This is a genomic window from Flavobacterium sp. UBA4854, from assembly GCF_002399805.1.
Taxonomy (GTDB): domain Bacteria; phylum Bacteroidota; class Bacteroidia; order Flavobacteriales; family Flavobacteriaceae; genus Flavobacterium; species Flavobacterium ginsengisoli.
On record NZ_DHEI01000133.1, the window covers coordinates 1 to 19,947 of the forward strand.

The following is a 19,947-nucleotide window of genomic DNA, read 5'->3' on the forward strand; positions in this document are numbered from 1 at the left end:
TGGAAAGAGTCTCCCCTTTCTCATTCCCAAGATGAAAAAGAGGCTTCGTGGGAGCAATTTCATGCCAAAACATTTTCTGAGAAGAAAAGAAAGTTTAGGCCTTGGCATATTTATGCTGCGGCTTCGATTTTACTTTTTGCTCTTATTGGAACTGGAATTTATTTTACCGAAACATCAGCTTCTGTTGAAAATGCAGTTCTTGCCGAAAATGTAATCGAAAATAAAACCTCAACAATAAAATATGTGGTTTTGCCAGATAGCTCAAAAGTAGAATTGGCTCCAAATTCTAAAATTATTTATGGAAACGATTTTGCTTTAAACAGAAAAATTGAAATTGATGGCGAAGCTTATTTTAAAGTTAAAAAAGACAAACAACATCCTTTTCAGGTTTTTTGCGATGAAACAACAACTACCGTCTTAGGAACCTCCTTTACAGTGAAAGAATCTAAAAACGAAGAAATTACTGTTGAGTTATTTGAAGGAAGCGTTCAGATGAATGTAAAAGGTCAAAATCAAAAATGGATTTTGAAACCGGGAGAGAAATTTACCTACGGAAACCAAACTGCTTCGGTGTCAGAATTTAGCCGTTTTGTAGATTTTGATAATGAAAATCTTTCTGCGATAAGCCATTACATCGAAGAGAATTATGGCTATAAAGTGGTTCTTCCGAAAGAAAACCAAAATCAGAAAATCACAATTCGAATTAATAGAAAAGAAGATTTAAAAACGATTTTACAATTGCTATCAGAAATGTATAACCTAAACTTTGAAATAAATGAAGATTTAAAGCAGATCACTTTTCAATGAAGACAAAAAAGGATGTAAGCCGCGAAACTCCACATCCTCCTTAATGTTCAGGATAACATCAAGTTATCCATTTAATAATATTCAAAAATACAAAATTTCATGAAGCATATAATTTCAGCATGCTTTTTTTTATTCAGTTTGTGTATGTCTGCTCAAAGCGTTACCGTAACTGTTGACCAAAATGTAACTTTAAAAGAATTCTTTAAACAGATCGAAAATCAAACCGATCTTAAATTTGCTTTTACTGATCAAATTGATACCAATAAAAAGTATTTTACTCAGAAAAATACTTTTAAGAATATTGAAATCAGCAATCTTATTACGGAATTGAATAAAATTTCGTCTGTACAATTTTCTGTAGTTGGCAACAATATTTTTGTTAAACAGAAAGTGCAACAAACTCAGAAGCCTGTCAAAAAAAAAAGCAAGCTAACCGGCCACGTTCTTGATGACGAAAGACAACCCGTTATTGGTGCCAATATCTATATTAAAGAACTGGAAACAGGTGTTGTAACAGATCCTAACGGAAAATACAGCATTGATGTTCCAAACGGAAGTTATACGGTTCAAGTAAGTTATGTTGGATTTAAAAATGAAGAAAAACGAGTTTCTGTTTCTGATGACACTAAGGTTAATTTCAACATCGATTCTGATAGCCAGCAATTGGGAGAAGTTATTGTAACAAGCAGTAAAGCTGTAGATGTAAGAAATACACAAATGAGTGTCAATAAACTTACTATGGAGGATATTAAGAAGATTCCTGCTGCTATGGGCGAACCAGATCCTTTAAAATCGCTACTGGCATTGCCTGGGGTTACCAATGCAGGAGAAGCTTCTTCGGGGTTTAACGTTCGTGGTGGCGCAGCAGATCAGAATCTAATCTTACTTGATGGTGCTCCAGTTTTTGGAGATTCTCATATGTTTGGTTTTTTCTCCGTTTTTAATGCTGATATGGTTAATAGTTTAGATTTGTATAAAGGAGGCATTCCGTCTAAATTTGGAGGAAGAGTTTCTTCTGTACTTGATGTAAATCAGCAAACGGGAGATTTAGAAAACTATAAAGTCAACGGAGGAATTGGTTTGATTACAAGTCGTCTTTTGGTACAGGGACCTCTAAAAAAAGGCAAAGGCTCTTTTATTATTGGCGGGCGTACTTCTTATGCAAATTTGTTTTTGAAACTAAGTGATGTCAATGCCGGAATTGGTTTTTATGATCTTAATACAAAATTAAATTATCGTCTTGACACCAATAACACGGTGAGTTTTTCAGGTTATTTAGGAAATGATGCTATCCGATTAAACAATCTGATAGATATTAATTTCGGAAATACTATGGGAATTTTTAATTGGAAACATAAATTTACTGATGACTTAAATACCAATTTATCTGTTTTTTATAGCGACTATAAATTTAACCTTCACTTAGATACCCAAGAATTAAAATGGAAGAATACCGTTCAAACTTATGGTTTAAAATACAACTGGGCACAATCGATAACTCAAAACTTTAAATTGAATTACGGTGTTGATGGCATTTATTACAATTTCAATCCAGGAACTGTACAACCAACAAGTTCAACCTCACAATATAATTACCAGCAATTAGATAAAAAATATGCATTCGAATCTTCTGCATACATTGATTTCGAACATCAGATAACCGAAAAATTGAATCTTCGCTATGGACTTCGTTATAGTTTATTCTACCGTTTGGGAAGCGAAGAAATAAGCACTTATGATAACGGAAATGCTGTTGTATATAATCCTCTTTATAATATTTATCAGGAAGGAACTCCGACAGGAAGCATCAATTATAAAAGTGGTGAAGTAATCAGCAAATTTGACAATTTTGAACCTCGTGCAGCATTATCTTACACGTTCAACGAAGATGCATCTGTTAAAGCCAGTTATAACAGAATGGCACAATATATTCATATGCTTTCTAATACACAATCTCCTTTGCCAATGAATCTTTGGACGCCCAGTGGTCCTTTTATGAAACCACAATTACTGGATCAATATGCATTAGGATATTTTCAAAATATAAGAGATCGTGATTATTCTTTTGAAGGAGAACTTTTTTATAAAAAGATCCAAAATCGTATTGATTATGTAGACGGAGCAAATTTAATTGCAAACAACAATATTGAACAAGTGATTTTGAGTGGTCAAGCAAGATCATATGGTATGGAATTGTTATTTAGAAAAAATGCAGGACGATTTAACGGTTGGATCGCATATACGTTATCTAAAGCTGAGCAAAAAACTCCAGGAAGAACACCTGAGGAGCCTGGTATTGCAAATGGTCAATGGTACTCAACAGCATATGATAAATTACATAATTTAAATATTGTGGGAACTTATGATTACAATCCTAAATGGTCATTTAATGCTAATTTTACTCTGCAATCAGGAAGACCTGTGACATACGCAAATGGATATTATGAATTTGGAGGATTTAATGTGCCTAATTTTTCGTTACGAAATGAAAACCGTCTTCCTCTTTATCATCACTTAGATTTAGCCGCTACATACACTCCGAAACCTGATAAAAAGAAAGGATGGCAAAGCTATTGGGTATTTAGCCTTTATAATATTTACAATAGAAAAAATGCGGCCTCTATCACATTCTCAACAAATGAGGATACTGGACTAAACGAGACCAAAAAACTATCGATTTACGGATTAGTTCCTGGTATTTCTTACAATTTTAAATTTTAACAATATGAACAAAATCGCAAAAAATAATTTCATAAGTAAAGTATTGGCTGTGACTAGTCTACTTTTTATTTTATTATTATCCTCTTGTGAAGAGGTTGTAAATCTTGATCTTGAAACGGGAGAAGCTAAAATAGTTATTGACGCAGAAATCCTTTGGAATAAAAATACTGACGGAAAAGTACAAACAATAAAAATTAGTAAAATGGCTCCTTATTACAACAACACTACTCCAAAAGTTTCAGGAGCAGTGGTGCGCGTTAGGAATAGTGATGGCGATACTTTTATTTTTACAGAAACAGAAGCTGGTTCATATGTTTGTTCTGATTTTGTTCCGGTACTTAATATGGAATATACCCTTTTTGTTGAAGTTGAAGGAAAAACTTTTACAGCGGTAGAAAAGATGACTTCTGTTGCGCCAATTAAAAAAATTGACCAACGCTATATGCCAGACATTTCTGGCCCAGATTTATTGGTAATTTCTGTGTATTTTGATGATCCTGTAGAAGAACAAAATTATTATCTGGACTATTTTACAACTGACTTTCTTAAAATTCCATATACTATAATGTCAAATGATGATTTGTACAACGGAAATGAAGTCGTTAATGAATTTTCTGATACCGATTTAAAACCAGGAAAAACAGTTAAAATAGTACATCGCGGAATTTCTAAAAACTTCTATAATTACATGAATTTAATTTTTGAGGCATCAAGTGCAAATCCATTTGGCACAACGCCAGGAAACATTAGAGGAAATGTTATAAATATAAATGATAGCAATGATTATGCTTTAGGTTATTTTAGACTTTGTGAAGGAGAAACGGTTTCATATACAATGAAATAAAATTTAACTCAAAAAATAAACCCCTTATTTTCTAAGGGGTTTATTTTTTTAACCATATCATTCTACCTCAAAAACAGCTTGTATTTCTACCGAAGAATTTACAGGAATTGATGAAGCTCCGAAAGTTGCTCTAGCATGTTTTCCTTTTTCTCCAAAAATTTCAACAGTAAGATTTGAAGCAACGTTCATTAAATCGGCGTGTTTGGTGTAATCGTCTTTGGTATTGAAAATTCCTGTCAATTGCACGCAACGTTTTACACGGTTTAAATCTCCGTCAACTGCTTCATTCAAAACCGAAATTACGTTTAGCATTGTCTGTTCGGTTGCCTCTTTAACTTGTTGTTCATCAACATTCACTCCTAATTTTCCTGGATTCAGGATTTTTCCATCTTTTAAAGCCACTTGATTAATAAATATCAAATTTCCTGTACGAACATATGGCTGATAATTTCCTGCTGGTTTAGGCACTTGCGGCAATACAATATTCTTCGAGTTTAAAATAGCATTAATTGAAGATTCTTGTTTTACTGTTATTTCTTTCTTAGCAAAAGTTCCTTTTAAAGCAGAAGCAACTTTAGCAAAATTTTTTCCTTGCAATTCTGCTAAGTAACGTTCATCTTTTGTTGGTCTTTCAACATCTTTTAAGGAAGCCAAACTTGTGGTTCCTAAAACAGAATTTCCCTGCGGAATTTTCTTGTCGATTTTTTCATTACCTCTAATTCCGTTTGAAGCCAAAACCATTCCATGCACAGCCAAGCTATTCCAAAAAGACTGTAAAGCCAATTCTTTCCCAGCGCCACTTCCTGCCGACATGAAAACCATTGCAGGCATTCCTTCTAAAGCATGATTCGTCCATAAATTGACTGTTTTAGAAAGAAACTCACTCATGGCAGTACTAATATTTCCAAAGTAAACAGGAGAACCAAACGCGATTCCGTCATACGATGGCAACTCCTCAACCGTTGCAACTGGAATTTCTTTTAATTTTGAATTAGTTGCCGTTTTTACTTGTTTTATAATTGCTGTAGCATTTTGGTCACTCTCGATTCCTTTAGCAATTTCTTTTGCCAATTCGTAAGTTCCACCATTGTCAGAATGTATAAGTACCAATATGTTCGTTTTTTTATTCTGCGCTTCACTTATATGGATCACTAATAGTGTCAAAATACCGATCCAAAAGAGATGTAGTTTATTCATGTTATTGTAAATTATATTCATTTACAAAATTAGCAATGACGTTTTTATTAACTTTGCCAAAAAGTACATGCAAAACGCCAATTCAAAATGTGGTTTATCCGAACCCACAGAAGGTCAATTTCTAGACAATATATCAACAAACGCTTATGTTTGGTATGACCAAAACTGGCAGCATGACGAATATCTGCACACGCACGAACGTTACCAATTAACTTATGTAGAAGAGGGTTATCAATATTTTCATATTGAAGAAAAGACTTATCTCGTTCCGCAAAACCATGTTATCTGGATTCCGACCAAAAAAGAACATCGCATTTCTTCAGAATCTAAAACCGTAAACTTGATAATTGCTTTATTCAAATCTGTTCCCACGCAAGATTTTTTTCAAAATGTGCATGTTTTCTCGGCTCCCAATGTTTTAAAAGAAATGATTCTTTATGCTCAAAAATGGGATAAACTTTTAACAGAAAATGAAGAACAAGCCAATTTCTTAAAAGCGATTTTAACGAGTCTTCCTAACTTTTGCAAAGAAAACAATGCATTACAAATTCCAGTTCCTGCAGATGACCGTTTGATTCCTGTTTGCAATTACATCAACAAAAATTATCAATATGCTTTTGAAATTGACGAATTGGCCAATCTAGCCCAAATGTCGGTTCGCAGTTTGCAAAGGATTTTTAAACAGAAAACAAATATTACGCTTCAAAAATATTTGCAGCTAATTCGTATTCTAAAAAGCATTGAACTTCTAGATGCCAAGCAATATACTTTAAGTCAGATTGCTCATTTGGTTGGTTATAAAAGTCTATCTGCTTTTAGTGCTTCTTATTTTAATATAATTCAAGAAAAACCAAAACTTAGGAAATGATATTTTAGCGACTCCATTCTTCTTTATCAATTTCATACACAAAATTCAACTTTGGTTTTTCTCCAAAATAAGCTACTTCTTCTTCAGCTATTTTTTTTGCTCCTACTCTCGAAATTGCAATTTGCGAACGAATATTCTCTGCTCCAATATGAAATCTAACTTTAGAAACATATTCAAAAAGATAATCTAGCATTGTCTTTTTTACACTTAGATTAAAACCTTTTCCCCAACAGGAAACAGCATAAAAAGTATAACCAATAAAAATGCAATCTTCTTCTTGATTGAAATCGTAAAATCGTGTACTTCCAACAACTTCGCCAGTTGCTTTGTTTATAATTTTAAAAGCTCCTTTACTTTTAATAGCACCTTCAAAAAAATTTTGAAAGACTTCTTTTTTCCATCGATCTTTGTTTGGATGTTGTTCCCAAATTTTAGGATCAGAAGCTACTTGGTATAATGCATCAAAATCGTTTTCTTCTAAAGAAGATAGAATGCAAAGATCGTTTTCTAAAACGGGTTGTAAATTAAAATTCATTGTCTAAGTTTTTCAATTTTAAAATTAAGCAATATTTAAAGATTCCATTCGTAGTTTAACCAATCTTTGTTTTCGTTTGCTCCTAGCCTTTCATAAAACTTTTTTCCTGCATCATTCCAAGGAGCGACTGTCCATTTAATTTGACTGCAATTATTTTGTTTGGCTTCTTCGTGTAGCATATTCATTAATTGTTCGCCAATCTTCTGTCCTCTGTATTTTTCGTCAACATATAATTCTTTTAAATAAATTGCTGGTTTATTTACAGCAGTGTAAGGCAGAAAATAATACACCAACATTCCTGCAATTTGTTCTGCATCTTCGGCAACGATACAATAAAAATCAGGCGGACTTTTTTCGAATCCGCTTTCGCGAACGATCTTAGGCGTAATTGCAAAAACATCACTATATTTTTCAAATACTGCAAGATCTCGCATCAAAATCCAAATTTTATCAGCATCTTTTTTCAATGCTTTTCTGATCACTACATTTACTTCATTCATACTATTTTATCTTTTTAAGATTCAAAAGTAAATCTATATTGGATTATATTTGTAATCCAATTTATTCAAAATGAGTAGTCCAATTTTAAAAATAATTTTTAATGATTTTCATCTGAATTCAAATGAAGACAAACCGATATATCTTCAGTTAGCTGAGGTTTTATTGCTCTCCATAAAACACGGAAAACTTCAGACTGGGCAAAAGCTGCCTTCTTCACGAGATATTGCTGTTTTTCTTGGAATCAATAGGATTACAGTTTCCAAAGCATTTGAAGAATTACAAAATCAGGGCTGGCTTGAAGGTTTTACTGGACGCGGCACATTTGTTTCTGCACATATTCCTGAAATAAAACCCGAAAAACTTGAAGACAAATCCAATAAAGCACAAAAGGCAGCAGGCTTTAAGATTGACAAACCTCAATATTTAGAAAACTCTTTTTTCGTGCCTACAACATCGCTTCATTTTGATGATGGTTTTCCAGATCCAAAACTAGCTCCTCTAAAAGAACTTTACAGAGCTTATCGTAGCCAATTGACCCGAAGCGGACTTTACGATAAATTTGGAAGTTATGGCAATCCTGATGGTTCAGATTATTATAAAAATGCTATTTCTAAACATTTAAATGAAACGCGTGGTTTAAAAACGACTTCCAAAAATATATTATCAGTACGAGGAACCGTAATGGGCGTCAATCTAGTTTGCAATGCACTTGTACAACCTAGTGATATAATTGTTTCTGGAATTCCTGGTTGGCGTCGCGCCGAAAACAATTTTCTTCATGCAAAAGCCAAACATATCGGAATTCCAGTTGATGAAAATGGGTTGGTTATAGAAGAACTGAAAAAGATCTGCCAAAAGAATAAAGTCCGAATGGTTTACATTACGCCACATCATCATTATCCGACAACTGTTGCGCTTCGCATTGACCGTCGATTGGAATTATTAGAGCTTGCGAATGAATATGGTTTTATCATTTTTGAAGACGACTATGATTTTGATTTTCATTACAGTAATCGTCCATTATTGCCGCTAGCCAGTGCTGATGAAAACGGAATGGTTATTTACTGTGGCTCTTTTAGCAAAAGTTTTTCTCCTGCTTTTAGAATGGGTTATTTGGCCGCTTCAGAAAATGTAATTGAGCATTTAACCAAGGTTCGCGTACTTTTAGACCGGCAAGGCGATCATATTCTAGACAATGCTATGGCAGAAATTATAAATGATGGAACAGTACAACGATATCTTCGAAAGTCTCTTACTATTTATGAAGACAAACGAAATCATTTCTGTAATTTATTAAATAGTGAATTACGCAATGCTGTCTATTTTTCTATCCCCCAAGGTGGCATGACGGTTTGGACAAAATTTGATAAATCCATCAATGTAGAACAATTGGCAAAAGAAGCTTATAAAAAAGGGTTATATTTCTCTGATGGAAAAGCACACCAATACCCCAATTATAACGAAAACGGAACAAGACTTGGTTTTGCTTCTTCTTCCAAAGAAGAATTAGAAAAAGGGGTCGAAATATTAAAAAGATTAATTTAAAATCACAATACCAATTCTTCAAAAATAGGATCTTGCAAAAGCGAAGCATACAAAGATTCTATGGCATGTTTAGAACCATGTATTTGCCATTCTAAAATAATATGGTCTATATTACGGTGTTGCATTAACAATTTAGATTTTATACCATAAGTCGAAAAAAGTTCTTTGCATCTTGCGTGTCCTGCGTCTGAACGTTTAAAGGTTATTCTGAGCGTTTTATGTTCGTTGATGAGGTCAATTTTATCTTGAAGAATGGTAAGCATCGTTAAAATTATAAGAATCATAAGTGCCGCGCAAGCCGAAGCAAAGTAATAACCCGCGCCAACTCCCATACTTACAGCCGCAACCGACCAAATTGTCGCCGCGGTCGTAATACCCGAAACGTGGTTGTCTGATCTAAAAATTACTCCCGCGCAAAGAAAACCTAATCCTGTTACAATATTAGAAGCTATACGGTCTGGATTCCCAGATCCGCCGATCCATTGTGACATTAGGGTAAAAAAACAAGCTCCAACAGAAATCATTATTGTGGTACGCAGACCAGCTGCTTTTCCTCTATATTCTCTTTCGGCACCAATTAATGCTCCCCAAAATGCTGCTAAAAGCAATCTTATGATAATTTCTAGTTCCATTAAAGTCTTCTATTTTTTCAAATAAAATTACATAAAAAACACAAAAAAACCTTCAAAATCAAAATGACTTTGAAGGTTCTCTCTATTTAAGTTTTTATACAAAAACTATTTTCTTTTCAATAGTTTTTCTAAATATTCGATTTTATCTTTTTCAGCTTGCAAAAGGCGTTCGTAAAGCTTTTTATTTTCTTCAACTGATTCTATTAATTTATCTAATGGATTAAATGTGCAGTGATGGTTTCCATCATGATTTCCGACACTTCCTTGACTATTATCGTAAAAATTATTGAAATAATTGAATACAGCTTCCTCCGAAAAATTCTTGATAGCTTCAACAGTTACATCTAAAGCTTTTGCAATTTCGATTAATTTTTGTTCATCAACAGTTTCACTATTTTCGATATTTGAAACTGCTTGCTGGCTTATTCCCAAAGCAATTGCCAATGCTTCTTGTTTCATGTCTTTTAGCTCACGAATGCGGCTAATTTTTCTCCCGATGTGATTTGGTCTGGTTAATGTACTCATAGTTCAAAGATAATAATTACGACTTTAAAAATAAGAAATATGTAGATTACATAATTTGTTCTGTATGATACCAAAAAACGGCAAATAGAAACTTATTTTTATATGATGCCAAAAATACAACTTTTCAGACAAAAATAAATTTTAAAAATCTTGTTTACTTATATTCTTTTTCTTTTTGTTCATACCAATTTTTCATGATATAAAAAGCTTTCTTTTTAATTCCCTGATCAGAAATTAAACCTTTTCGATTGAAGAAATCCTGAATATTCGGCAACTGTCTTCTTGGCGATCTAAAATCGACTAAAATCCAAGGCGAAACTCCTGCTAGGCCTTCAATTCTGTTGAACATTTGTGTGTTTTGAATGTACAATTCTTCTTGATATTCTTCGTTCCAACGTTCTTTTTTATCGCCATGAAGACCTTGTAACGCTTCGCCTCCAAATTCACTTATAATAACGGGTTTGTTATACGGAATTACCCATTGCATGTCTTTACAAGATTCGTTAGTTCCTCTGTACCAACCTAAGTATTGATTAAAACTTACGATATCTACATATTCATTCATATTATCATGAAGTGTATTGATGTTATTCGAACTCGAAGTAACTTCCATTGCCATACTTATTAAACGAGAATTATCTTGTGTGCGAGCATATTTTGCTAATTTGCTTAAAAAGACATCTCGGTCATTTCCATGTGGCGTTTCGTTGGCAATTGACCAAATTACAATGCCGCAACGATTTTTATCACGGTAAATCATGTCATGCAATTGATGTTCTGCATTGGCATAAGTTTCGGGATTTGTCCACGAAATAGTCCAATAAACAGGAACTTCAAACCAAATCATTAATCCCATTTTTTCAGCTTCTCTTACCATATTTTCGTTGTGCGGATAATGCGCCAAACGAACATAATTACAGCCTAATTCTTTTGCCCAAGTCAATAACGTAATCGCATCATTTTGAGACCATGCTCTTCCGGATCTAAAAGGTGCTTCTTCGTGAATGCTGATTCCGCGTAAAAAGACTTTTTTTCCGTTTAATAGAATTTCTTTGCCTTTGGTTTCGATAGTTCTAAACCCAATTTTATCAGCAATATTTTCATCTGCTTTACTTATAGTTACGTCGTACAATTTTGGTTGTTCGGGCGTCCATAAAACAGGATTGGCTTTTATTTCGAAATAGGCCATTCCTTTAGCATCTGTTGTAATGCTCTTTTTGATTTTTAATTCTGGAATTGAAACTGAAACAGATTGATTTCCGCTTTCATTATTGAGTTTTATCCAACCAGAAATTTTCCCTTTTTCTTTTTTATCCAATTGAACCAAATAATCTTCAATATACGTATTCGGAACTTGAGCTAAAGTTACATCTCTTGTGATTCCGCCGTAATTCCACCAATCCATATTTACCGTTGGCACGTTGTCTTTATGGCGTTTGTTATCGACTTTTACTACTACGAAATTGTTTCCGTCAACTAACAAATCGGTTACATCAAAATTAAAAGGTGTATAACCTCCAATATGAGTTCCTGCCATTTTTCCGTTCACGTAAACTTTTGCGTCATAATTGACTGCCCCGAAATGAAGAATTCCTTTCGATTTTGCATCTTTCTTATAATTAAAGTCTTTCTGAAACCAAACCGTTCCTTCGTAAAAAAACAGTCTTTGATCTTTCGAATTCCAATCAGACGGAATATCCATAACTGCTGAGGTTGCAAAATTATATTCGCTTAATTCTGTGGTGTTCCATTTTTTATTTTCGAAAAATCCGTTATCTTTAAAAGGTTCTAAACGGTAATTAAAATATCCGTTTTCTAAAGGATCTACAATATATCTCCATTTTCCGTTTAAAGTAATATAGTTTCTAGCTGAAATATTAGTTACTAATGGAATTTCCTGAGCTATTGTTTTTCCCATCAACAAAAAAGTACAGCACAGCATTGCAATTTTCTTCATAATAAAATCATTTTGGTTTCAATAGTTAATTCGTTTTTCATTAAAAAATGAAAACTATAAAGTTAAAAAGTTTCTCTAATACAGCGGTAAACTACTGTCTTTTGATTGGCCAAAATAACCCATCAAATACTTATCAGTTTTGTGTTAGAACAAGCATTCTTGCTGATTGTGGGTTGTATTTTCATGAAAACTATATGTCTCGATAAAAATTAATGTGCCGCTCCGTTGGAGCTTTTTGTTTTTGAGGATTTAAATTATGCTATAAATATTGTGCTCCGCTGGAGCAATCTCTTAAAAATCAAAAAAGCCATTTCAATTAAGAAATAGCTTGCGTTATGCAAAAAAGTTCACAAACAAAATTTTTCACCTTAAGTTATATTTCATTTGATCTTTATTTGTGAAATAATATTATATTTCATTTTTTAAAAAAAATATATTTCTATGATGAATTAAATAGTCAAGATGTCTTTTTTCTAATTTATGAAAATTTAATTTGTCAGTTTTCTTTACATTCAGTGCAACTAAATCATTATTTGTAAGTTCATCAGAAATTAAAATATTGCCATTATCATCGAATGAAATTAAATACTTATCAAACAGTTTGTCGTAAATAGGAGAAAGTAAAATCCCATTAAAAGGATCTAGCTTTTCTAAATTATCACTATCCTTCCATGGTTTTATGTGAGAAGCAATAAGAATTGATTGATTTTCACATTTTGTAATTGCGCATTTCTCCCAATGTTTAACAACCATTTTTCTAAACAAAGATTGCTGAATTCTTAACTTGATTAATCGGATTTTTTCAGTTTCAATATCTATTGGCAAAGATTTTATTACTTCATCCTCTATACACAATATTAAATAATCTTTAGCTTGATTGATAATATCTTCATTGAGTTTTATCGAATTATTAATTATTCTATGCAATACGTCTTGTTCATATCCTTTCACGAATATTCTTTTTCCTCCAGATGCTTTTGTATTTATTGTTGAAGGCGACCATTTTTCTCCATTTTCCTTAAAAGCAATTCGAATTGAACTATTATCTTTTAAATCCTTGTGTGCTTGATAAATCTTGTAATATTTAATAAATGTTTCGGCACCAACACTAGTTATTAAATCTTCCATTTCTTGGTCAACTCTTTGCATCTAAAACTCTTAAATTTATTATTAAAAAACTTTCTCTTCAATCAATCCCAAAATTTTGCCGTAAGCAATTGCTGCTTTATGAACTTGAACCGTCCAATCTTCAGCAGCATTATCATCAGCTCCATCAGAAATATATTTTAGACTTAAAAACGGAATATTCTCTTTCATGGCAATCATCGCCAAAGCGTAGGCTTCCATATCAACTATATTGTAGACATCTGAACAATGTTCCATTTCGAAATTATCTCCAGTTCCGCAAATTCCTTCTTGAAGATTATCCATTAATAAACCATATTCTAAAACTGGCGGTAAACCAGAAAGTGGCGTTTCGTATAATGCAAAACCTAAACCGCGAACATCCATATCTCTTTGTACAAATTTGGTACAGCAAATTACTTCGCCTTTTTGAAAGCAGCCACTTCCTGCCGATCCTAGATTTATAATGATAGAAGGCCTTTTCTTTTGAATGGCTTTTGTCAATTCGTAAGCTGCATTTACTTTACCAATTCCTGTAAATAAAATATTATGCCCTTTAAAAACTTCTGCTGCTTCAGATTCAAGAGCAAAACAGAATAATATATCTTCAACGGCAAAAGATGCCGTTTGGTTAATTTGTATCATGCGTAATTTATTTTTGGTTTACAAAAATACGCTTAAAAATTTACGCAGCTGTAACCTAAATTTAAAATCAAAAAAACACGTTAAAGTCTGTTTTCTCTATTGGATTTTATGATATAAAAAATACATTTGCTAAAACCAGTAAAAAAGTTTAAAACCAGAAAGAATAACTGCATGGATAATGAAAAATTTATTTTCTGCCTTGAAGGCGTAAAAGATATAGACGATCATACGCCGACCAATGTGGTAAAATGTCTGGAAGAATTGGCTATTGACCAAGGTATTTCGAGCATTCATAAAACTTGCGACACAATCGAAGGTTTAGAAGAAAGTCTGAATATTTTGCTTTATGAAGATCATAATTTCAAAGATTATGAAATTATTTATTTGGCAATGCCTGGTCAGGAAAACAATATCTGTCTTCACGATTATTATTACAGCATTGAAGAAATTGCCGAATTGTTTGAAGGTAAAATGAAAGGTAAAATCATTCATTTTGCCAATCTTAAGGTTTTGGATTTAAACGAAGAAGAAGCCCAATATTTTTTAGATATTACTGGCGCTAGAGCTATTTCTGGATATGGTTCGACTTACAATAAAATTGCAAGTTGCAGCACGATCGACAAAGCTTTTTTTAGTTTGTATCAGGAAAACGATAATTTGATTGAAGTTGTCGAGGATCTTTATACCAAACATTATAATCTGTGTAAACTGCTTGATTTTAGATTATATTATTAAAAAATGAAAAAGAAGCAAGCAGAGAAAATAAAAACCTATGGCCCAAAAGGATTTCGAGAGAAGTTTTTAGGAGAAGATAATCCTATTCATTTGCTTTTCAAGTCGAATTCTGATCATTTTTTCTGTCTTGAAATAGAAGAAATGATGCAAATGCAGCATCCAGTTCCACCTTCTAAACATTCTTGCCATACTTTGATTTTTATTTCTTCTGGCCAGCATGTTATGAAATTGGGTTATCAAGAATACATTACAACCGATAACGAAATGATTATGGTTCCGGCCGGTCAAATTTTTTCGCTTGATAATGTTAACAATATTCATAAAGGTTACATCTGCCAGTTTCATCCTGATATTTTGATTCGAAAATATGGAAGCCGCGAGCTTCTTAATGATTTTGATTTTTTAAAAATTTCGGGAAATCCAAAAATAAAACTTGCTCCTGAAGATATTGCTCCAATAACCAATATTTTAGAACGATTGAAAAAGGAATATTCTGAAACAACTGTTACAGATTTGAATATTGTGCAATCGTACTTGATTACGCTGTTTTATGAAATGAATAAAAATGCGGTAAAAACTTCTAAAAACATTTCGGCAGCAGAAGCAATTACAGCAAAGTTCAAAGAAATGATTCATGACCACATTAAAACGCAGCACCAAGTTAATTACTATTCTTCTTTATTAAATGTTACTCCAAACCATTTAAACAAATGCGTTAAAACCGTAACAGGAAAATCTGCTGTTAAATGGATTGACGAAAACATATTACTAGAGGCCAAATATTTACTATTTCAAACTACACTTTCTGTGGGCGAAATTGCAACGCAAGTAGGCTTTGAAGATCAATCTTACTTTAGCCGATTTTTTAAAAAAACAGAAGGAATCTCTCCTATACGATACCGAAAAATGATTGATAAGTCCTAATTATTGATTATAGAATCCTAACAAATATGCGGGTGTTTTTCAGAAATTTGCTACCTCAAAATGCAAATTATGATTTATGTTTTTAAAACTTCCGTTGATAATCAGACCAAATTCGAATCGGCTTCTGCATTACTAAATCAATTATTACCAGAATCTCAGTGGAATTTCGACCTCGAAGATTGTGATAATATTTTACGAATTGATAGCGAATTAAATGCTGTAGAACTCCTTCAAAACAATACTGTTTTTGAATGCATCGAATTAGAATAAAACTTTATACGCCTTCTAAAAATTATAATGGAATCAAAATTATATCAAAACCGCACTTTTGAAACGATCGATTATTCGGAACAAAGTTTAGCACATACTGAATTTGTAAACTGCGAATTCATTAACTGTAATTTCTCTAAAAGCGATTTAAGCCATAACGACTTTTTAGATTGTACTTTTAAAAATTGCAACCTTTCTTTGGCAACTTTAAGAAATACCGGATTGAAAAACATCAAGTTTATCGGCTGTAAATTAATGGGATTGGACTTTAGTGCTTGCAATAGTTTTTTGTTTTCAATGAATTTTGAAGATTGTATTTTAGACTATTCTACTTTCATTTACAAAAAGCTAAAGAAAACTACTTTTGCAGATTGTTTTTTAAAAGAAACTGATTTTTCTAATACCGATTTGTCTCTAGCAGTTTTTAAGAATTGCGATCTTTCTGGCTCCACTTTCGTGGAAAGTATTCTAGAAAAAACAGATTTCAGAAGTTCTCGAAATTATGCTTTTGATCCGTCAGAAAATAAGATTAAAGGAACAAAGGTTTCACACGCGGCACTTGCAGGTTTACTTCAAAAATTTGATTTATCTATTGAGTAATTTTTAGTTTTTAGTTTTATTCAATTCCATCTAAAGATAAAAAGCGGGATTGCAAATTCAATTGCATCCCGCTTTTCTCTATTTAATCAACCACGATTTTTTATCTGCCACCGTACCAAAGTGGATCTCCAACTTTTCGATCGATTAAGGTTTGATCTTTAATCGTAAAGTCACCGGAAGTAGTTCCAAATTGAGGATCTAATGAAGTTCCAGATGCATCTGGTCTATTATTAGCAAGCGAATTAGGATTACCAATTAAGTTTGGTGAATTGAAATAATTATTATTTGTAAATGTCGGATTTGGAGTTGCCGTTTCTCTTGTATATGGTGCTGGTGTATTTGCAAACAATGTATTACGTACAATTATTGATGTAGTAGCAAAACGTGTATACAAAATTGCATTTCCTGTTGCTGCAAGCATATTTGGATTAGAAATCGTACACGCATCTATTAACACATTTGAACTTCCGGTAAGTCCGGCATCCATACGAATGAAATATCTTGCTGTTGCGCAGTTGTTAAACGTACTGTTTTTAAGAGTAAGCTGTCCTAAGTTTGATCCTCTAAAGTCAATAAATTCTCCTCCAGTAGTCAAGATATTGGTTACAATTGTGTTTTCGATTATTGCTGAAGTCATCTTAGAAGCTGATAAACCAGCACTTATTAATGAAACTGCGTAATCATGTATATTACAACCACTTATTAAAAGTGCACCATAAGTTGTATTATTATCGTTGTATTTGACAACAGAAATATTGCTACCGCTAGCAAAACTATCTCCTTTCAAGTCTAGATCTATTAAGCTCAAATTAGCCGCTCCGTTTGTCATTACAAAATTAACATGAAGCTTTGGTTTATTAAAACTACGTAAACCTCTTAGTGTTATTGATTTGTTTAAGGTAATTGCTCCTATTTGGTTATCAGCAGTATAATCTCCTGGTTCAAGAACAAGTATTCCTCCAGATTCTGCATCAGCAATTTTCTGCATTAAATCATCTGTTGATTTAACCAAAATACCATCTCCAATATCAATTCCAGTTGTAAAAGCTTTAGATCCTCTCTTTTTAGTTCCGTTATACAAATCTGCTGTATAAGAAGTTTCTCCTGTTAATCCTGTTACTATTGCAACACCACTAACTTTTTCTGCTGGCGTAATAACATGTGTTATTGCTCCTGGGTTAACTACAATTTGTGTCACAGTGCTATTTGCAGGCCATCTTAAAGTAACCTGTTTAGCATCAATATCTCCATCTACCGTAGCAAGATAAATATCTTCTGCCAAAGTAGTGGCAGTAGCAAGAGACCACTTAGAATCTTCTAGACCTGTAGCGCTAATTGCCTTTACTCTAAACGAATAAACTGTTTCTCCTTCTAATGCAATTTGCACAGGAAGTTCTGTTGGAGCAACATTTAAAGTTTTATAAATTGTACCGAAATTAGCATCATCGGCACTAATTTCTACTACGTAATGATCTGCATCATCTTTAGCTGTCCAATTTAATTCGACTGTCGTTTTATTTCTTACTATGGCCGAGATGCCTACTGGCGAAAAAGCCCTATTTACATCTAAACTGTCAATAACCGCTTCATTGTAACTCTCACAGCTTGAAACAGCCAGAGCCAGCAACATTACAGCAATAAATCCTTTTACTTTATATTTTGTTTTCATAATTATACTTTATTAATTTTCACGTTACTAACTATAATCACTTGTTATTAATAACCGTAATCATTTGTTAGCATTCCATTACTACTCTCAATAAACACTTTCCAAATTGGCCAGAATTGTCTATTGTTTGGATCTACTCCAGGTTTGTATAAAGTATTGATTTTAGTATCTGCTGTTGCACCTGTCCAAGTCCATGTAAATTGCGAATAATCTGCTCCCGGGTTTGTAGTTTCTCCACGGTTCAAACCATAAATATCAAGACTAACATTATCTGCTTTGTATTTATAATACAATGTAGTAGGAACATCTTGATAATTTCCTGAACGATTAGACAAATCTCTCATATCAGCTTTAGCTTCATCCATTTTTGTCTTAAGTAAATTCCAACGGATCAGTGCTTGTTTACGCTCCATTTCTCCTGTAAACTCATACTTATTTTCATCAACAAGAGCATTAAACATGGCTACTTTACTAGTTAGTAAATTCACATAGTTATCAACCTTTTCATTCTGAGATGCTGCTGGAAACGCTCTTCTTCTAATTTCTTTTAAGTATGGAGCTGCTGCTGCTGGACCTTCTAACTCATTTGCTGCTTCTGCTGCTATTAAAAGAACTTCGGCGTATCGCATATAAATTTTATTCACTCCATCATCATTTGTTGATGTCACAAAGCGAGTCATCCATTCGTATCTATATTTTCCAAAATACCAAGTATTTAATGCCCCTAATTCTTGCTTAGCAACATTATTTACCGCTGTGCCATATTTATAAGGAACACATGTTACATCTCTTCTTGTATCTTCTTGATCATAATCATAAAAAACAGTAGGAAGTGGTCCTGCAGTTCCTCCACGATTCGCTCCATTTGCATGAAACTGGTCGTTTGTAGTATGTTTTACAGCAAAAGTAAACAACATACGCCCTCTACCATCTGAAAAAGGTATTTCCCATAGAGATTCTCCGCCTGCAACGATATACTCTTGATTGTATTTTTTCCAGAATGTTTCAAATGAAGACTCTAAATGTGCTGAACCGCTTGCAATAACAGAACGAGATTCTGCCAATGCTAGAGCATACATATTTGCAACAGACAATTCAGGATCTGTACTTCTTCTAATACCGTCAGGATATTGCTGGTAACCGCTGGCAGCCAATGCCAAACGAGCGCGAAATCCTTTTACGAACGCTTTATTAATTCTTTCTACATTACTTGTTGCTGCGCTTCCACCTGGCCAAGGCACTAATGTTGCAGCTTCTCCTAAATCGGCAATAATCTGCTTGTAAATCACATCACGGCTTGATTTCGATACATATAAAGTTTCGTTATTCAAAGGTTCAAATCTTGCTGGCACATCTCCCCATGCTTTTACTAAATCGGCATAATAAATAGCTCTTAGAGTTAATGCCTCACCTAGTAAATATCCTAGCTCCGATCCAGGAGTTGGATTTCCGTAAGTACGCAAACCTCTAATAGCAATATTAGCACGTTCAATACCTGAGTACATCATTGCCCAAGCATTATTAGTTGTATTCATTTGAGAATTAATTGATTGTGCATCATAAGTACACAAATCTGACGCATCACTCACAGTTTGAGAAGAGTTATACCATTCTGTATCTGTATTCAAACCATAAAAAGGAAGATAACGGCCTCTATATGAATTCGTTTCTGCAAAAGGAATTTTTATTCCATCAATTGCGCCTTCAGCCAGTCCTGGATTAGAAAAAATAACTGACTCATCTAATGTTGATTTTGCTGGGGCATCTAAGTAATCATCTGAGCAAGAAGTAAAAAAGCTTGCAACAAACATTCCTGCTATTAATATTTTATGTTTCATCTTGTGAAA

Annotated in this window: 19 protein-coding genes; 9 read left to right on the forward strand and 10 right to left on the reverse strand. The window is 33.2% G+C overall.

All coding sequences use genetic code 11. From position 1 onward, the window contains the following. The 3 genes from B3J44_RS19165 to B3J44_RS19175 all read left to right on the forward strand — a co-directional run. The coding region (locus B3J44_RS19165) for a FecR family protein (protein ID WP_286970684.1) at window positions 1-807 on the forward strand (807 nt) is incomplete at its 5' end. A gap of 99 nt (window positions 808-906) precedes the next feature. Continuing rightward, window positions 907-3,528, forward strand: coding sequence for a TonB-dependent receptor (locus B3J44_RS19170; protein ID WP_286970688.1), 2,622 nt, complete (start codon window positions 907-909; stop codon window positions 3,526-3,528). A 4-nt stretch (window positions 3,529-3,532) separates the two neighbouring features. Next, on the forward strand, window positions 3,533-4,372 hold the full coding sequence (locus tag B3J44_RS19175; protein ID WP_286970696.1) for a DUF4249 domain-containing protein: 840 nt from the start codon (window positions 3,533-3,535) through the stop codon (window positions 4,370-4,372). A gap of 57 nt (window positions 4,373-4,429) precedes the next feature. On the opposite strand, the gene B3J44_RS19180 is transcribed toward B3J44_RS19175, so the two are convergent. Next, window positions 4,430-5,569, reverse strand: a complete 1,140-nt coding sequence (locus B3J44_RS19180; RefSeq protein ID WP_286970700.1) for an Atu1372/SO_1960 family protein — start codon at window positions 5,567-5,569, stop codon at window positions 4,430-4,432. 67 nt (window positions 5,570-5,636) lie between these two features. Between B3J44_RS19180 and B3J44_RS19185 the strand changes: the two genes are divergently transcribed. Then, on the forward strand, window positions 5,637-6,437 hold the full coding sequence (locus tag B3J44_RS19185; RefSeq protein WP_286970701.1) for an AraC family transcriptional regulator: 801 nt from the start codon (window positions 5,637-5,639) through the stop codon (window positions 6,435-6,437). A gap of 4 nt (window positions 6,438-6,441) precedes the next feature. On the opposite strand, the gene B3J44_RS19190 is transcribed toward B3J44_RS19185, so the two are convergent. Beyond that, a complete protein-coding gene (locus B3J44_RS19190) occupies window positions 6,442-6,972 on the reverse strand; it encodes a GNAT family N-acetyltransferase (RefSeq protein ID WP_286970703.1) in 531 nt (176 codons plus the stop codon). Window positions 6,973-7,007: 35 nt separating this feature from the next. Next, a complete protein-coding gene (locus B3J44_RS19195) occupies window positions 7,008-7,472 on the reverse strand; it encodes a GNAT family N-acetyltransferase (RefSeq protein WP_286970705.1) in 465 nt (154 codons plus the stop codon). Window positions 7,473-7,542: 70 nt separating this feature from the next. On the opposite strand from B3J44_RS19195, the gene B3J44_RS19200 reads away from it, so the two are divergent. Beyond that, window positions 7,543-9,018: a PLP-dependent aminotransferase family protein gene (locus B3J44_RS19200; RefSeq protein ID WP_286970713.1), complete on the forward strand. Its 1,476-nt coding sequence runs from the start codon at window positions 7,543-7,545 to the stop codon at window positions 9,016-9,018. 2 nt (window positions 9,019-9,020) lie between these two features. On the opposite strand, the gene B3J44_RS19205 is transcribed toward B3J44_RS19200, so the two are convergent. From B3J44_RS19205 to B3J44_RS19225, 5 genes are all read right to left on the reverse strand, one after another. Beyond that, window positions 9,021-9,650: an MgtC/SapB family protein gene (locus tag B3J44_RS19205; protein ID WP_286970715.1), complete on the reverse strand. Its 630-nt coding sequence runs from the start codon at window positions 9,648-9,650 to the stop codon at window positions 9,021-9,023. A 105-nt stretch (window positions 9,651-9,755) separates the two neighbouring features. Next, window positions 9,756-10,175, reverse strand: a complete 420-nt coding sequence (locus B3J44_RS19210) for a helix-turn-helix domain-containing protein (protein WP_286970716.1) — start codon at window positions 10,173-10,175, stop codon at window positions 9,756-9,758. Between the two features lie 154 nt (window positions 10,176-10,329). After that, entirely contained in the window at window positions 10,330-12,132 is a 1,803-nt protein-coding gene (locus B3J44_RS19215) for a glycoside hydrolase family 2 protein (protein ID WP_286970717.1), read from the reverse strand. A 408-nt stretch (window positions 12,133-12,540) separates the two neighbouring features. Continuing rightward, window positions 12,541-13,281, reverse strand: coding sequence for an HNH endonuclease (locus tag B3J44_RS19220; RefSeq protein ID WP_286970719.1), 741 nt, complete (start codon window positions 13,279-13,281; stop codon window positions 12,541-12,543). Window positions 13,282-13,302: 21 nt separating this feature from the next. Then, entirely contained in the window at window positions 13,303-13,902 is a 600-nt protein-coding gene (locus B3J44_RS19225) for a nucleosidase (RefSeq protein ID WP_286970721.1), read from the reverse strand. Between the two features lie 171 nt (window positions 13,903-14,073). Here B3J44_RS19225 and B3J44_RS19230 point away from each other — a divergent pair, with 171 nt between their 5' ends. From B3J44_RS19230 to B3J44_RS19245, 4 genes are all read left to right on the forward strand, one after another. Beyond that, a complete protein-coding gene (locus tag B3J44_RS19230; protein WP_286970722.1) occupies window positions 14,074-14,637 on the forward strand; it encodes a DUF6642 family protein in 564 nt (187 codons plus the stop codon). A gap of 3 nt (window positions 14,638-14,640) precedes the next feature. Next, on the forward strand, window positions 14,641-15,561 hold the full coding sequence (locus B3J44_RS19235; protein WP_286970723.1) for a helix-turn-helix domain-containing protein: 921 nt from the start codon (window positions 14,641-14,643) through the stop codon (window positions 15,559-15,561). A 69-nt stretch (window positions 15,562-15,630) separates the two neighbouring features. Continuing rightward, a complete protein-coding gene (locus B3J44_RS19240) occupies window positions 15,631-15,831 on the forward strand; it encodes a hypothetical protein (RefSeq protein WP_198858246.1) in 201 nt (66 codons plus the stop codon). Between the two features lie 27 nt (window positions 15,832-15,858). Beyond that, on the forward strand, window positions 15,859-16,431 hold the full coding sequence (locus B3J44_RS19245; protein ID WP_286970728.1) for a pentapeptide repeat-containing protein: 573 nt from the start codon (window positions 15,859-15,861) through the stop codon (window positions 16,429-16,431). 100 nt (window positions 16,432-16,531) lie between these two features. On the opposite strand, the gene B3J44_RS19250 is transcribed toward B3J44_RS19245, so the two are convergent. Next, on the reverse strand, window positions 16,532-18,100 hold the full coding sequence (locus B3J44_RS19250) for a DUF4957 domain-containing protein (RefSeq protein WP_286970733.1): 1,569 nt from the start codon (window positions 18,098-18,100) through the stop codon (window positions 16,532-16,534). A 47-nt stretch (window positions 18,101-18,147) separates the two neighbouring features. Next, window positions 18,148-19,938 (reverse strand): RagB/SusD family nutrient uptake outer membrane protein, encoded by a 1,791-nt coding sequence (locus B3J44_RS19255; protein ID WP_286970740.1) that lies wholly within the window; start codon window positions 19,936-19,938, stop codon window positions 18,148-18,150. Between the last annotated feature and the right edge of the window lie 9 nt (window positions 19,939-19,947).